The following is a 14,946-nucleotide window of genomic DNA, read 5'->3' as shown; positions in this document are numbered from 1 at the left end:
CGAGGTATTTTATAGCGCCAGATAGGCGCTATAAAATTAATTTAGAATGGCAAACCAATCTGCGTATTACAATCTACTTTGTTCGTACTTTCTATTGGTTCTAATGCCCATTTTATCGGCTCTTTTCCAAGACCAACTAAGTAATTATTCGCTTTAGAAAAATGCTGACAACCTAAAAAACCACGATAAGCCGATAAAGGCGATGGATGAACACTTTCCAACACACAGTGTTTATCACGATCAATATGACGGCCTTTTTTCTGTGCATAGGATCCCCACAGCATAAAAACAACACCTTGATGCTTATTGTTAATAAGCTCGATGATTTTATCAGTAAATATCTCCCAACCTTTATTCTGATGAGAACCTGCCTTGCTCGCTTCGACGGTCAACACACTATTTAGCAATAAGACGCCTTGCTCTGCCCATTGTAGTAAAAAACCATGCTGGGCTGGTGTGATACCCAAATCCATCTCAAGCTCTTTGTAGATATTCACCAATGAAGGAGGAACTTTTATACCAGGCTTTACCGAAAAGGATAAACCATGAGCTTGGCCTTCTCCGTGATAGGGATCTTGGCCAAGAATCACCACTTTTAGCTTACTGAAAGGCGTCACATTTAACGCTGTAAAATATTCTGTTTCTGCAGGATAAAGTGTTTTATTTTGTTTCTCTGTTTGTAAGAATTTTAGCAAAGCCAACATGTAGTCTTTCTCAAACTCATCAGCTAAATATTCTTGCCAATCACCCGTTAAATTCATCATTAGCTCACTTTATTCTCTGCACTGCTTTTGGTTTCATAAAAAGGGTTTAATGCTGGCGTCGCTTTAAATTCATAATAATATTGCAGCGACAGCTTATCCTCAGGTGTGACTAAGTGCTTCAATAACAACCAAGCCATTTCCCTTAATCCGTAGGCTTTCACATACTCTTGGATCGTATTTAAAGCCTTTTCTTTCGGAAGATCTGATCGGTAAGAACGTAGTAATAATGCAGTTTGTCTTGCGTCTAAATTGTGAGACTTAACCACTACAGCAAGGTCAAATAATGGATCTCCAACTCCACAATATTCCCAATCAATAAGCCAGAGCTTATCGCTGTCCATTAAAACGTTCTTAGGGTTTAAATCGTTATGGCAGAGTGCTGGCGATAAAATCATCTCTGGTGGCGTTAACTGCTTCAAAAGAGAAGTAAGGTAATCATATTCCACCATCAAACTAGGTGTTTCACAGCCATAACGTTGAATGCCATTCAAATAGTGTTTAATCACCTCAAACACATCATAGTGATGATAGCCCATTGGCAAACTATGCGCTGCCATCAAGGCTTGAGCAATTCTCGGTATATCTTTATCTTGATGGCACACAGTCCATTCAAGAGATGGCTGAGAGACAAATTGACAAGCAAAGCTACCGTCATCGTCGTGCCAAGCAACAGCAGGAGAAAGCCCTATAGATGCAGCATGTTTTAAGGTATTAATTTCTTCCGTACGATTAATATAAAAAGCTTTAGTATCAATATAGGGAATTCGCAATACAAAACGAGAAACTTGCTCCCAATGAATCAAATACACCTTGTTTGAAAAGCCTTCCTCAAATAAAGTAGTTTCAACCTCCATGGTGGCTGGTAATATGTCAGCCATTTTTACGAAATACTCAGATAGTACGGTCATTTTTAATCATTTTATTGCCAGAATTGTAAGTGGCTGTCAGAATGAACAACTGAACCATCCGAGTCAATAGTCAACTTTGAAGCAGATCAATGATTAAACACGAAGACATTATTCGTAAGATACAAGAACGACTGAGCACGTTAAGCAAATCCGAGCGAAAAGTAGCGGAAGCGATTCTTGCCGATCCCAAAACAACCATTCACTCCAGTATTGCGAAACTTGCCGCGAGAGCGGAAGTGAGTGAGCCTACGGTCAACCGTTTCTGTCGTAGTCTAATAGGTAGTGGCTTTCCTGATTTTAAAGTATCACTTGCCCAAAGCCTTGCGACAGGTACTCCTTACGTTAACTTAAACGTAGAGCCTGACGACGCACCAGGAGCGGTTACGGCGAAAATTTTTGAAGCCGCCAAAAACAACCTAACGAGGGCTCAGGATATTTTACCCGAGTCATTGATAAGCAGAGCGGTTGATGTGTTAGCACAAGCTCGCCGAATCGAGTTTTATGGTTTAGGTGCATCTGGCCCCGTTGCCAAAGACGCTCACCATAAATTTTTCCGTTTAAATATGCCGGTTGTTGCTTACACGGATATTTTAGTACAACGCATGGCTGCTGCTGGCGCCCATTCTGGCGATGCTATCGTCATCATTTCCTATACAGGCCGCACCTTGCCGTTAATAGAAACAGCTCGTGTCGCTCGTGAAGCTGGGGCTACCGTTATTGGTATCACTAATCCAGATTCTCCTCTCACAGAGCACTGCTCTATCGTCTTACCGATTGAAGAAACTGAAGATACCGATATCTATACGCCAATGAGCTCACGTATTGTTTATCTTACGTTAATCGATGCATTGGCTACTGGCGTGTTGTTAAAACGCGGCCCAGAATTCAACGCCCATCTAAAAAAACTGAAACAAAGCGTACAAGACACTCGATTACCAAAAGTTGAAAAGAAATAACTACACAATATAAGGCACATTTCATGTGCCTTTATTTTTTTACGTTAGCTTTGCGAAATCACCTCAGATCACAAGATATTTACCCAAACCAATCAGTTTGCCAAGCGCATCAGATTTTTTCGTAATTTTGTCAGAGAAATTTGAAAGATTATCCGATCTCAGCCACTTAGAATCGGCGCAGGTCTTGAAATATGTCAAAAATGCGATCCATTCTCTTTACGATCAGGTGATTATTTTTACATTTGATATCAACGGCTATCACAATAACGATTTAACAATTATAACTCTTTCGGGTGTGATCTAGACGAAGCTTTTTTAAGCGCAATCTTTCAATCAGTAGATATTGCTGAACAGCGCAATATAAGGATAAAGACTATCCATACTGATAAATAACCTTATCCATCAAAGGTTATTTCACCCGTAATAATTTCATTAGGGGACAACAATAATGATAGAAAGCAGCTATGCGATCAGCTTTACATTCCTAGCCTATCTAGTAGTTATGCTAGGAATTGGGTTGTACGCTTACAAACGCACTTCCAGCTCTGAAGATTACTTTCTTGGCGGACGCTCTTTAGGACCTTGGCCTACCGCACTATCAGCAGGCGCCTCGGACATGAGCGGCTGGTTATTACTTGGCTTACCAGGCTACGCTTTTGCAGCAGGCTTAGAATCGTTCTGGATTGCAGGTGGCCTTTTTGTTGGTACCTGGCTTAACTGGCTAATCTGTGCAAAACGCCTAAGAACGTACAGCATCAAAGCAAACAACGCACTAACACTTCCAGACTTTTTGTCTACACGCTTCAATGATAAATCGAAGCTTATTCAAACCATTTCAGCTCTGTTCATTTTGCTGTTCTTCTTGTTCTATACAAGTTCCGGTTTGGTTGCAGGCGGCAAATTGTTTGAAACAGTATTTGGCTTAGATTACACCTATGCAGTAATTATCGGCACAGTATGTGTGGTTTCCTACACACTATTTGGTGGCTTTCTTGCGGTAGCATGGACAGACCTTGTACAAGGCCTAATGATGAGCGCGGCACTAGTCATCGTCCCTCTTGTTGCCATCGATGGCGGCTGGTCTGATCTTTCTAACACGTTAATGACAAAAAATCCTGAATTACTAGATATCTGGACTAATGTCAGTGGCGAACCTTTGACAGCAATAGGGATTATCTCTCTCGTCGCTTGGGGTCTAGGTTACTTTGGTCAACCGCATATCCTAGCGCGTTTTAAAGCCTCTCGCTCTAACAAAGACATTAAAACAGCTCGTCGTATCGCAGTTATCTGGACATTGATTTCCATGGCTGGCGCACTACTTATCGGCCTAGTCGGCATAACCTTTGTCGATAGTAATCTAGCCGGTGACTTAGCTGACCCAGAAAAAATCTTCATGATTCTAGTGAATGCGGTCTTCCACCCTGTGGTTGCCGGTATCCTTCTTGCTGCAATCTTAGCGGCTATCATGAGTACAGCAGATTCTCAACTTCTGGTATCTTCTTCTGCGCTAGCCGAAGATTTTTACAAGCAACTATTCAATAAAGAAGCAACACAAAAACAAATCGTCAACGTTGGACGTTTTGCGGTTGTGGCTATTTCTATTATTGCACTAGTGCTTGCATTGAACCCAGAAAGCTCAGTACTTGGCCTAGTGTCTTATGCTTGGGCTGGTTTTGGCGCTGCATTTGGCCCAGCTATCCTTCTAAGCTTGTTCTGGCGTAACATGAACCGTAACGGAGCTCTAGCGGGTATTGTTATTGGTGGCATTACCGTTGTGGTATGGAAACAATTAACTGGTGGCATTTTCGATCTTTATGAAATCGTTCCAGGCTTCTTGTTCTCGACTATTGCTATTTTTGTAGTAAGCCTAGCAACAGGCGCTCCAGAAGAGTCTGTAACAGATTCTTTTGATGAATACGAAAAAGCACTAGATACAATGGACTAAATAGCCTGCTCTTTTGAGCTAGTTACTTAAGAAGGCCCGAATCCACACTCAGATTCGGGCCTTTTTTTATCTTTAAAATATAGAGACTTGATTTGAATTAAGATGATATTCGGTTAATGATTCATCGATATACTATGGGTGAAATAAAGAACAAAGGATTTGAAACGATAAACAAGAATGGCAAATTACAGGCAAAAAAATGGGGCTTGAAACAAGCCCCTAAACACCATTTACTAACAAATGTTAGTAGTCAGAGGAAAGGTTTAATCATTAAACAAGCTGCAAGCACCTTGCTCTGCGCCACTCACCAAAATACGTTGCGCACTAAATAATTCACGCCCCATGCCCTGATGAGAGTCAGTTAAATCTTGGTGAGCCGCTTCACGCTTACTCAGCTCTTCTTCAGAAATCAGTACAGACAAAGTACCTTCGACTGCGTCTAAGCGAATCATGTCACCATCATGAATCTTAGCGATCAAACCGCCAGCTAACGCTTCTGGCGTCAAATGAATCGCAGCAGGTACTTTACCGGATGCACCCGACATGCGGCCGTCTGTCACTAAGGCCACTCGGTAACCTTGATCCTGTAAATTACCAAGGTATGGCGTTAATTTATGCAATTCAGGCATACCCAATGCTTTCGGTCCTTGAAAACGTACAACCGCCACACAATCGCGTTTCAATGCACCACTTGCAATCGCATCAGCCAAAGCATTTTGACTATGAAACACTGCTGCAGGCGCTTCGATAATTCGATTTTCATCTTTTACTGCTGATACCTTAATCACAGAGCGACCAAGGTTGCCTTTCAATAAAGCCAATCCGCCTTCTTTGCTAAACGGATTATCAATAGGCCGGACAACATTCAGATCCAAGCTTTCATCCGTACCATCACGCCAAACAAGATTATCGCCTTCCAAGAAAGGCTCTTTGGTGTAGTGAGTTAAGCCTTTACCTACGATGGTGTTTACATCTTCATGCACTAGGCCACCTTTCAGTAATTGCTTAACCAAAAACGCCATACCGCCAGCCGCGTGAAAATGGTTAATATCAGCTTGGCCATTCGGGTAAATTTTAGTCAATGATGGCACAACTTTAGAAAGAGCTGAAAAATCATCCCATGTAACAATAATGCCTGCAGCACGAGCATAAGCGACAATATGCATGGTGTGGTTAGTGGAACCACCCGTCGCTAACAAGCCAACAATCGAGTTAACAATGCTGCGCTCGTCAACTATTTCATATAAAGGTCGGTAATCTCGGCCAAGTGCAGTGATCTTCGTGGACAACTGAGAGGCATAATTAGTTAAAGCGCCTCGCAATGGATCATCTGGGTTAACAAAAGAAGAACCTGGAAGCTGAAGCCCCATAATTTCGACTAATAACTGATTCGAGTTAGCAGTACCATAAAAGGTACAAGTACCCGCACTGTGATAAGAAGCCGATTCCGCCTCAAGCAATTCTTCACGAGTTGCTTGGCCTTGAGCATAGCGCTGGCGAACAGCCGCTTTAGCCGCGTTAGTAATGCCTGAACGCATTGGGCCCGCAGGAATAAACAAGGCAGGCAAATGACCAAAACGTAGCGCAGCAATCAACAGGCCAGGAACTATCTTGTCACAAATACCTAAGTAGATAGCGGCATCAAACATATTATGAGAAAGCGCTATTGCCGCACCTTGTGCTATGTTGTCACGGCTAAATAGACTCAACTCCATGCCGTCTTGCCCTTGAGTGACACCATCACACATAGCAGGAACACCGCCAGCGAACTGAGCAACAGAACCCATTTCTTTAATCGCTGCACGAATTTGATCTGGGTAATTTTCGTAAGGCTGATGAGCCGACAACATATCGTTGTAAGAAGATATGATGCCTATGTTCGCTTCCTCCATGAGAGTCAGCTTTTGTTTATCTTGAGGTTGGCATGCCGCGAAGCCATGAGCCAAATTACCACAGGACAATGTTCCTCTGTGCGGCCCTTGCTCTTGCGCTTTCTTCATATCTTTAAGGTATTGCTCACGTAGCGCTTTGCTTCGTTCAATGATGTCGTTCGTTACCTTAGCAACAATCGGATTCATGCTTCTCTCCGTTTTTAGTTCAGTTATCTCAGCACACGGCCTGACACTATAATATTATGTAATATTACTACATTTTTAATTTATTTCACGCCTAAAACAGATAAAAAACTAATAAAACCGCATTATTATGTAATTTTTTTACAAAAAGAATTCGAAAAAGGCGCTTCTTCAGCTAATATACCCGAACTTCTGTAACATAATTCTGTACAATGTTAGTCTTAGATCAATAGATGATCAAAAAACATCCATATTGACAGGAATTTGTTACTAATCCTTGCTTAAAAAATTACTTATGTAGTATTTTTACGTAAAGAACAAAATTGAACGCATGTTGTTCGAATTCGAACATCAAGCAACTTTTGCACTATGTTAGAGGTGAGTATGACGATTAAGGTAGCTATCAACGGTTATGGACGCATTGGACGCAATACGCTTAGAGCTTTGTATGAATCAGGCAAGCGTGATCAAATCCAAATCGTAGCGATTAATGATCTTGGTGATTCAAAAACCAACGCTCATTTGACGAAATACGATACTGTCCACGGTCGCTTCAACGAAGAAGTCACCTTTGATGAAGAAGCGCTTTATATCAACAAAGATAAAATTCGCACTTTCTCTGAACGCAATCCAGCAGACCTTCCTTGGGCTGAGCTAGATATTGATGTCGTTTATGAATGCACAGGCTTCTTCACAACAAAAGAAAAGGCAAGTGCTCACATCACTGCTGGCGCGAAGAAAGTTATTATTTCAGCACCTGGTAAAGAAGTGGATGCCACTGTTGTATACGGTGTTAACCAAGATGTACTGACATCTAAAATGACGGTCATTTCAAATGCTTCTTGTACTACTAACTGCCTAGCACCATTTGCCAAACCACTAAGCGAAAAGCTTGGCATTGAAAGTGGTTTGATGACGACAATTCATGCTTATACAAATGATCAGCGTCTTTCAGACGTTTATCATGAAGATCTTTACCGTGCACGTGCAGCTGCAATGAACATGATTCCAAGTAAAACTGGTGCAGCAGCTGCGGTTGGCCTTGTCATCCCAGCACTTGTTGGTAAATTTGATGGTCTTTCCGTTCGCGTACCTACTATCAACGTTTCGCTAGTAGATTTAACTTTCTTAGCACCTAGAGAAACGACAGTGGAAGAAATTAACAAAATCATTGAAGACGCTATCAAAGCGGATCCAATTCTTGCGCAAGTATTGCATGTCAATTATGAACCACTTGTCTCTTCTGACTTCAATCACAATGCCTACACTTCTAATTTCGATGCGACACAAACTCGTGTACAAGGCAAATTAGTCAAAGTCATGGCTTGGTATGACAACGAATGGGGCTTCTCAAACCGAATGCTTGATAATACTATCGCATTAATGGCTGCGAAATAGTCAAAATACACGAAGGCTGCTGACGCAGCCTTCGTCGTCTCTTATACTTCTCTTCACGCTTTCTAATCTTTGGTATTTAAAATGACTCGTAGAACTAAAATTGTTGCCACTTTAGGCCCTGCTTCCAGCTCCCCAGAAATGATTGAGAAATTGATCCTTGCTGGTGCCAACGTTTTCCGTCTAAATTTTTCTCATGGCCAACCTGAAGATCACATCGAACGAGCTAAAGTAGTTCGTGAAATGGCTCAAAAAAATGGTCGTCACGTGGCGATTCTGGGTGATTTACAAGGCCCTAAAATCCGTATCGCTCGCTTTAAAAACACCAAGGTCGAGCTAAAAGACGGTGCAACGTTTGTTCTTGATGTTGGTTTTGACAAAAACAATGGCGACGAAACTCGCGTTGGTATCGACTACCCACAACTAGCAAAAGACTCACAGCCCGGTAACGTTTTGCTACTTGATGATGGACGAGTCGTTCTTGAAGTACTAGAAGTAAAAGGCCAAGAAGTTATTACTAAAGTCATCGTTGGTGGAGCTTTGTCTAATAACAAAGGCATCAACCGTCAAGGGGGTGGACTTTCAGCAGCGGCACTTACCGATAAAGATCGCGAAGATATTATAACTGCTGCTGCATTAAAAGCCGATTACTTAGCTGTTTCTTTCCCTCGCTGCGCAGACGACCTTCACGAAGCTCGCGCACTAGCTGAAGCTGCTGGCCTTAAAGCAGGTATTGTTTCTAAAGTAGAACGTGCGGAAGCTGTAGCTGACAACGAAACATTGGATGCTATTATTCTAGCCTCTGATGCCGTCATGGTTGCTCGCGGTGACCTAGGTGTTGAAATTGGTGATGCAGAATTGATCGGTGTACAAAAACACATGATCAAACGCTGCCGTCAGTTGAACCGCCCTGTCATTACAGCAACTCAAATGATGGAAACCATGATCACCAGTGCAATGCCAACTCGCGCTGAAGTATTTGATGTAGCTAACGCTGTTCTAGATGGCACAGATGCTGTCATGCTTTCAGCCGAAACAGCCGCTGGCGCATACCCTGAAGAAGTTATTAAAACCATGAACCGCGTTTGCTTGGGTGCTGAAAAGCAACCTGCAATCAATCGCTCTAAACACCGTATCGATGTGACCTTTACCAGCATTGATGAAACGATCGCGATGTCAGCAATGTACGCTGCCAATCACTTGGAAGGCGTAAAAGCGATCATCAGCTTGACTGATTCAGGTACAACACCACTACTGATGTCTCGCATTAGCTCTGGTTTGCCAATCTACGCATTGTCTCCAAACCAAGCAACACTGAATAAAGTAAATCTTTATCGTGGTGTAACGCCGGTGGCTTTCTCTTCACAAGAGTTCAACGTAGAGACTATCGTTGCGGGCTTAGTTAATCATGTTAAATCTCTTGGCCTAATCAAAGATGGAGATCTGGTTATTGTAACAAAAGGCGATCACTTGGTGAGCTACGGCACAACCAATATGATGAAAGTCGTAAAAGTCGGCGCTGTTGAGGAATAATCCACAGTGAAGAGCAAAACGTTGCAACAAAAAACGATCACGACACCAGAGCGTAAAAACGTCGCTCTGGTTGCTCATGACAATATGAAACCCGCTCTTATTGAGTGGGCAGAAAAGCATAAAGAAAAATTGATAAAACACAATTTGATGGCTACAGGTACGACTGGGAACTTAATGCAAAAGCAACTAAACGTTCCAGTTCACTCTCTGATTAGCGGCCCTCTCGGTGGAGACCAACAACTTGGGGGACTCATTGCCGAAGGTAAGATTGATGTGCTGATTTTTTTCTGGGATCCTTTTGAGCCAATGCCCCATGATCCTGACATTAAGGCCCTGCTTCGAGTCGCTGCTGTTTGGAATATCCCAATTGCTTGTAGCGTTTCTTCTGCTAATTTTCTGGTTACGTCTCCCTTATTCGAAAACGAATTTGAGCGGCAAATTCCAGATTATGAAAAATACCTTCAAGAGCGACTCTAGTCGCTCTTTTCTTTTGCCTCTATCTATCTCCAACTTACGTATTTCAACGACCTTCAAAGCTCGCGGTTTTCTTCAAAATCGGCTATATTAGCCGCCATTATTGTCATGCAAAAATGTGTTAGGCCACGTTTAGACAAGACAAACTTACTAATTAGGTTCAACGTACAACCCCCTCAGCACCCCGTTGAACACCACTTATAGGAGAAGAGTTTTGCAAGCAGATGTAGCCCTAATAATGGGATCAAAAAGTGACTGGGCGACAATGGAAGGTGCCGCAGAAATAATGGACGCTCTTGGCGTAAGTTACCACGTCGAAGTTGTCTCCGCTCACCGGACACCAGTCAAACTTGCAGAATTTTCAGAAAGCGCTGCAGATAAAGGCTTTAAGGTAATTATTGGTGGCGCTGGCGGCGCAGCTCATTTGCCTGGCATGGTTGCTGCTCATACACGCTTACCTGTTCTAGGCGTACCAGTGCAAAGCAAAGCATTAAACGGCATGGACAGTTTATTGTCTATCGCTCAAATGCCAAAAGGCGTTGCGGTTGGAACACTTGCCATTGGTAGTGCTGGGGCTTTTAATGCCGGCCTATTGGCTTGTCAAATTCTAGCCATTTCCAATCCAGAACTTGCTAAAAAAATTGAAGCGTTCAGAACCAATCAGACTGAAACTGTATTGGCTAATCCAGACCCAAGAGAGGCTTAATCTATGTCAGTTCTATGGGTATTAGGAGCCGGTCAATTAGGAGCCATGCTAAAACAAGCCGGAACACCACTTGGTATTGATGTCCGTCCAGTTGATATAGAGTCAACTGAAACCTTAGCATTAGCACCAACCGACATTGTTACAGCAGAAAGAGAAGAATGGCCTGATACTGTCGCCACCAAACAACTTGCTACACACAGTAACTTTGTCAACTTAGCTACTTTTCCACAACTTGCAGATCGTCTAACACAGAAACAATGGTTAGATCGCCTTGAGCTAGCAACAGCACCATGGTTTTCTGTTGAAGCAGACTCCACAGCCGCAAAAGCCCACGAGACATTAGGTGAGCGTGTTTTGATGAAACGCCGTCGGGGTGGTTACGATGGCAAAGGTCAATATTGGCTGAAACAGTCTGAGAGCATTGAGATACCTGAAGATTGGAAAGGCCAAGCGATTGCAGAGCAGGCTATTAATTTTGATGAAGAGGTTTCATTAGTCGGTGTTCGAGGCAAAAATGGTGAAACACATTTTTACCCTTTAACGCTCAACCTCCATATTAATGGAATTTTATACGCATCCATCTCTCCCTTAGAACGCCTAAAACCTTTGCAAAGTAAAGCAGAAGCAATGCTTAGCAAGCTTATGGACGCTTTAGACTACGTTGGTGTGATGGCAATGGAGTGTTTTCGCATAGGTGATGAGCTACTCATTAATGAGCTAGCTCCAAGGGTCCACAATAGCGGCCATTGGACGCAAGCTGGCGCTAGCATATGTCAGTTTGAAAACCACGTACGCGCAGTCACAGGACTTCCATTAGCGCCAGCTGAAGTGAAGAACCAAAATATGATGGTCAACTTAATTGGTGTTGATCTAGACTATGATTGGCTTAATATCAAAGGCTTAGAGCTTTATTGGTACAAAAAGGAAGTTCGTCCAGGTAGAAAAGTGGGCCACCTAAACTTCTGCTCAGGTAGTCACGCTGTATTACAAACAGCACTAGCGCAACTAGATCTTCCACAACCTTATCCAGAAGCATTACAGTGGTTATCTAAAAACATACCTAAATAAAAAAGTATCTACTTCAAAGACTAGATACCTTGCAGACTAAATTAACCAAGTGTCGCGACCCATCATGGTGAGCGGCATTTTTTTTGTCATTCAGACTTCAATTTGAGTTATTTTCACAACGGTCAATAAAAAACAAAAAACATGCAAAAAAATTTCTAAAAAACATGAAATTTAATGTTTTTGAACTTGTTTACTTTACAAAACTCCTTATTCTAATTGATCTAGCTGAAATAGCTTGTCCAATATAAAAATAACAGCACACTTTAGTAGATGCTGATAAGGAACCTTGAATGAATCACCTTGAACTAGACAGTTATGACTGGCGCTTGCTTCGAGCACTACAAACTAACGCAAGACTCACCAATGTAGCGCTATCAGAACAAGTTAATCTATCTCCTTCACAATGCTCAAGACGACTTCAAAGGCTTGAACAAAATAATTTAATTGAAGCTTACTTTACCCAGCTTAATGCAAGTGAATTAGGGTACCAAGTAACCGCTTTTGTTAACATCACTCTGGATAAAAGCGTAAAAAACTCAGATAAAGAATTCAAAAAAGCAATTGAAGCTATTCCTCAAATATTGGAATGCTACTCGGTCAGCGGAGAAGCCGATTATTGGCTACGGGTAATTAGCGTAAATCTTCCCACCCTATCAACTTTTCTAAGCGAGTCACTTGCTGGCCTACCTTGTGTAAGAGATTTAACCTCTACAGTTGTTCTAAATCGTGTAAAACATGCACCTTCAATTCCACTCCCGAATTAACTGAGAAAATTGAGAAGCGACAGAGCCCAAATGTCATAAGGGTGTCGCTTTTTAGATTTCAGGTAAACGTATGACCACAAAAACTCCCGCCAAAGTAATTACCGAAAAAACTAAAACGAGAGATGCTAAAGAGATAGAATAAGTCAGTAGACTAACACTACTCATCGCTAATAAAATAAAACCAATAATAGTATTACTCACCGATACATAACTAGTTCGCTTATTTCCCTCACCTAAATTCACTAAATACGTTTTACGACCAATTCTGACACCTTGATGTGCAATACTTAAAACAAAGTAAAGAATAACAACGATCCAAGTAACGAACATTTCCTCTGAAAACAACTTAACAGTAAAAAATAGAACTACACCCGTGAACGCACTCAAGAAAGAAGAAACCACCATCACTTTTCGACTAGAATAATCTGAAAATAAGCCCCAAAAAGGAGATGATAGCAGAGAAGCCAAACCACTAGCTAAGATAAATAAACCTAAGATCAACACCCCATTTTCAGACCTTTGCTGAGCAATCAATACGTAATAGGGAGCACTCAACGCCGCACACAGAAAAAACGAACGGGCAATAACGAATTCACGAAATACTGAATCCGTTCTTAATAGACTAAGCTCGCCAAATACATCGGTAAAATTCCTGCCCTTATCCTCAACGTCACTTAAAGGCTCTTGCACAAATGAATAAATTAGAGCAGCAACTACCCAAACTAGCGTAGCAGCAACAATTCCCCAAATATAAAAACTCACATTATCTTGAAAACTTTCGAAGAAAAATAATGTACAAACCGCAATACCTATTGTTATAAAACCTGAAGCACTAGAAGACCATCCAGAGACTCTTCCACGTTTATTTTTTGCAACAGTCTTACCAAGTACATCTTTCGACGCTACAGAATTAAGCCCCCTTGCTACACTAAATACGATTAATGCAGCAATAATGACCCAACCTGCACTTGCTCCATCTAACAATAAAGCAGCACACCCTATCACTACTACACATAGAGATTGAATAAGACTTCCCAATACCCAAACCCACTTTCGAACTTTCACTTTATAAATAAAGTGAGCTATAACTAACTGCGGCAATAAAGATCCAGATTCACGTATTGGTACCAGCCAGCCCAATAGGTATAAAGGAGCACCTAAGCTTTGTAACAGCCACGGCAAGGTAACTTTTGGGTTAATCAAGACATCACCAAAGTTAATTAAAAACTGAGAAAAAATCTGCTTAAAAATATTCGCCCTATCGACCTTCTTTTCCTCTTCTTTATCTAACATCACAACACTCTATTAATAGTTTTAGTCACGGTACACACTCTAAAAATTGTCTCTAAAAAAATAGAAAAATAAATATCTCATTCTAAAAAATTGATAGCCTTTACAAAAGGCTTTAGTAAAACAAGACTTACTCACATTCTTGTAAATAACGTAAAAAACTTGTCACATGATTAGCCAATCATACTGCGGTTAGATAGACTAATTGAGACATTTAAAAAAACACATAATTGATAAGGATAGATAACATGGATTTAATTAGAATTTTATTTGCTATTCTTCTACCACCGCTTGGTGTCTTTTTACAAGTCGGTATAGGTGGTGCATTCTGGCTAAACATATTACTCACACTACTAGGTTATATTCCTGGCATTGTTCACGCTGTATGGGTCATCGCTAGGCGCTAATCTCAGCGCTCTCTAGATGAAAAAGCACTGACAACTGACACTCAAACGCTGGACGATCATTAAGGCGGCAACCTCAATGATATACACATTATCCTGCTTCGTCCCTCACTGTGTGCTGACTCATACCATCTTTTGCATTGAAGTCGCGCTGGCGCGTTGAGCTTGCGAAACAGGCGCAAGCGAAGGCAATGACAAGATGGCATTCCTACAGGCAAAAGAATTTTCTGCAGACGAAAAAAAGCCCTGACAGCGTTAGCTATCAGGGCCTTCTTAATATAAAGCTTGACGACGATATATTATCACATGCGTGTCTTTGATAAAGAGCCCCACACGTGGGAGAGGTTCTTGGATAGACGCATTTCCTTGAGACGAAAAAAAGCCCTGACAGCGTTAGCTATCAGGGCCTTCTTAATATAAAGCTTGACGACGACCTACTCTCACATGGGATCTCCCACACTACCATCGGCGATGGCGCTTTTCACTTCTGAGTTCGGGATGGGATCAGGTGGTTCAACGCCTCTATGATCGTCAAGCAATTCGTTTTGCGTTTGTTTTGAGATGCACTATGTTGTGCGCTGACTTTTTATCGTTAGCTTGTCTCAAAACACGCGAATACGTGCTTGGATCTTTAACAATTCTTTTTTGAAATAGCGATAATCAA

13 protein-coding genes and 1 rRNA gene are annotated in these 14,946 nt (G+C 41.7%); 9 read left to right on the top strand and 5 right to left on the bottom strand.

Features of this window, described 5'->3' with window-relative positions; genetic code table 11:
- Window positions 1-41: 41 nt before the first annotated feature.
- Both ung and CYL31_RS05470 read right to left on the bottom strand, forming a co-directional pair.
- Window positions 42-764, bottom strand: coding sequence for a uracil-DNA glycosylase (gene ung, locus CYL31_RS05475; protein ID WP_212917942.1), 723 nt, complete (start codon window positions 762-764; stop codon window positions 42-44).
- Window positions 764-1,672, bottom strand: a complete 909-nt coding sequence (locus CYL31_RS05470; protein ID WP_212917941.1) for a phosphotransferase — start codon at window positions 1,670-1,672, stop codon at window positions 764-766. The genes ung and CYL31_RS05470 overlap by 1 nt, the downstream gene beginning before the upstream one ends.
- Before the next feature lie 89 nt (window positions 1,673-1,761).
- Between CYL31_RS05470 and CYL31_RS05465 the strand changes: the two genes are divergently transcribed.
- Together CYL31_RS05465 and putP are read left to right on the top strand one after the other, a co-directional pair.
- Window positions 1,762-2,628, top strand: a complete 867-nt coding sequence (locus CYL31_RS05465; protein WP_012068799.1) for a MurR/RpiR family transcriptional regulator — start codon at window positions 1,762-1,764, stop codon at window positions 2,626-2,628.
- 448 nt (window positions 2,629-3,076) lie between these two features.
- The gene (gene putP / locus CYL31_RS05460) at window positions 3,077-4,573 is read left to right on the top strand and encodes a sodium/proline symporter PutP (protein WP_212917940.1); all 1,497 of its coding nucleotides are present in this window, start codon (window positions 3,077-3,079) and stop codon (window positions 4,571-4,573) included.
- A 263-nt stretch (window positions 4,574-4,836) separates the two neighbouring features.
- On the opposite strand, the gene edd is transcribed toward putP, so the two are convergent.
- Window positions 4,837-6,651 (bottom strand): phosphogluconate dehydratase, encoded by a 1,815-nt coding sequence (gene edd, locus CYL31_RS05455; RefSeq protein ID WP_212917939.1) that lies wholly within the window; start codon window positions 6,649-6,651, stop codon window positions 4,837-4,839.
- Window positions 6,652-7,032: 381 nt separating this feature from the next.
- Between edd and gap the strand changes: the two genes are divergently transcribed.
- From gap to CYL31_RS05425, 6 genes are all read left to right on the top strand, one after another.
- A complete protein-coding gene (gene gap, locus CYL31_RS05450) occupies window positions 7,033-8,046 on the top strand; it encodes a type I glyceraldehyde-3-phosphate dehydrogenase (protein WP_072839492.1) in 1,014 nt (337 codons plus the stop codon).
- Window positions 8,047-8,127: 81 nt separating this feature from the next.
- Window positions 8,128-9,576 (top strand): pyruvate kinase, encoded by a 1,449-nt coding sequence (gene pyk / locus CYL31_RS05445; RefSeq protein ID WP_212917938.1) that lies wholly within the window; start codon window positions 8,128-8,130, stop codon window positions 9,574-9,576.
- Window positions 9,577-9,582: 6 nt separating this feature from the next.
- On the top strand, window positions 9,583-10,053 hold the full coding sequence (locus CYL31_RS05440) for a methylglyoxal synthase (RefSeq protein ID WP_212917937.1): 471 nt from the start codon (window positions 9,583-9,585) through the stop codon (window positions 10,051-10,053).
- A gap of 211 nt (window positions 10,054-10,264) precedes the next feature.
- Window positions 10,265-10,756, top strand: coding sequence for a 5-(carboxyamino)imidazole ribonucleotide mutase (gene purE, locus CYL31_RS05435; protein WP_048813927.1), 492 nt, complete (start codon window positions 10,265-10,267; stop codon window positions 10,754-10,756).
- Between the two features lie 3 nt (window positions 10,757-10,759).
- On the top strand, window positions 10,760-11,824 hold the full coding sequence (purK, locus tag CYL31_RS05430; RefSeq protein ID WP_212917936.1) for a 5-(carboxyamino)imidazole ribonucleotide synthase: 1,065 nt from the start codon (window positions 10,760-10,762) through the stop codon (window positions 11,822-11,824).
- A gap of 290 nt (window positions 11,825-12,114) precedes the next feature.
- Complete coding sequence (locus CYL31_RS05425) at window positions 12,115-12,588, top strand: Lrp/AsnC family transcriptional regulator (protein ID WP_212917935.1); 474 nt, start codon at window positions 12,115-12,117, stop codon at window positions 12,586-12,588.
- Between the two features lie 51 nt (window positions 12,589-12,639).
- On the opposite strand, the gene CYL31_RS05420 is transcribed toward CYL31_RS05425, so the two are convergent.
- A complete protein-coding gene (locus CYL31_RS05420; protein ID WP_212917934.1) occupies window positions 12,640-13,881 on the bottom strand; it encodes an MFS transporter in 1,242 nt (413 codons plus the stop codon).
- Between the two features lie 245 nt (window positions 13,882-14,126).
- Here CYL31_RS05420 and CYL31_RS05415 point away from each other — a divergent pair, with 245 nt between their 5' ends.
- Window positions 14,127-14,285 carry a YqaE/Pmp3 family membrane protein gene (locus tag CYL31_RS05415; protein ID WP_072242132.1) on the top strand — a complete coding sequence of 53 codons (159 nt, stop codon included), beginning with the start codon at window positions 14,127-14,129 and terminating at the stop codon, window positions 14,283-14,285.
- A 418-nt stretch (window positions 14,286-14,703) separates the two neighbouring features.
- Here the strand turns inward: CYL31_RS05415 and rrf are convergent.
- A 5S ribosomal RNA gene (gene rrf / locus CYL31_RS05410) occupies window positions 14,704-14,818 on the bottom strand.
- Between the last annotated feature and the right edge of the window lie 128 nt (window positions 14,819-14,946).

Source organism: Marinomonas sp. A3A, from assembly GCF_018336955.1.
GTDB classification, from domain to species: domain Bacteria; phylum Pseudomonadota; class Gammaproteobacteria; order Pseudomonadales; family Marinomonadaceae; genus Marinomonas; species Marinomonas lutimaris.
The sequence above is the reverse complement of the archived record's forward strand: the minus strand, read 5'-3'. Positions and strand labels throughout refer to the sequence as shown.

Bases quoted from the DNA above. Each gene is read 5' to 3' on its own strand.
- ung (WP_212917942.1), bottom strand. From the start codon at position 764: ATGATGAATTTAACGGGTGATTGGCAAGAATATTTAGCTGATGAGTTT.
- CYL31_RS05470 (WP_212917941.1), bottom strand. From the start codon at position 1,672: ATGACCGTACTATCTGAGTATTTCGTAAAAATGGCTGACATATTACCA.
- CYL31_RS05465 (WP_012068799.1), top strand. From the start codon at position 1,762: ATGATTAAACACGAAGACATTATTCGTAAGATACAAGAACGACTGAGC.
- putP (WP_212917940.1), top strand. From the start codon at position 3,077: ATGATAGAAAGCAGCTATGCGATCAGCTTTACATTCCTAGCCTATCTA.
- edd (WP_212917939.1), bottom strand. From the start codon at position 6,651: ATGAATCCGATTGTTGCTAAGGTAACGAACGACATCATTGAACGAAGC.
- gap (WP_072839492.1), top strand. From the start codon at position 7,033: ATGACGATTAAGGTAGCTATCAACGGTTATGGACGCATTGGACGCAAT.
- pyk (WP_212917938.1), top strand. From the start codon at position 8,128: ATGACTCGTAGAACTAAAATTGTTGCCACTTTAGGCCCTGCTTCCAGC.
- purK (WP_212917936.1), top strand. From the start codon at position 10,760: ATGTCAGTTCTATGGGTATTAGGAGCCGGTCAATTAGGAGCCATGCTA.
- CYL31_RS05425 (WP_212917935.1), top strand. From the start codon at position 12,115: ATGAATCACCTTGAACTAGACAGTTATGACTGGCGCTTGCTTCGAGCA.
- CYL31_RS05420 (WP_212917934.1), bottom strand. From the start codon at position 13,881: ATGTTAGATAAAGAAGAGGAAAAGAAGGTCGATAGGGCGAATATTTTT.
- CYL31_RS05415 (WP_072242132.1), top strand. From the start codon at position 14,127: ATGGATTTAATTAGAATTTTATTTGCTATTCTTCTACCACCGCTTGGT.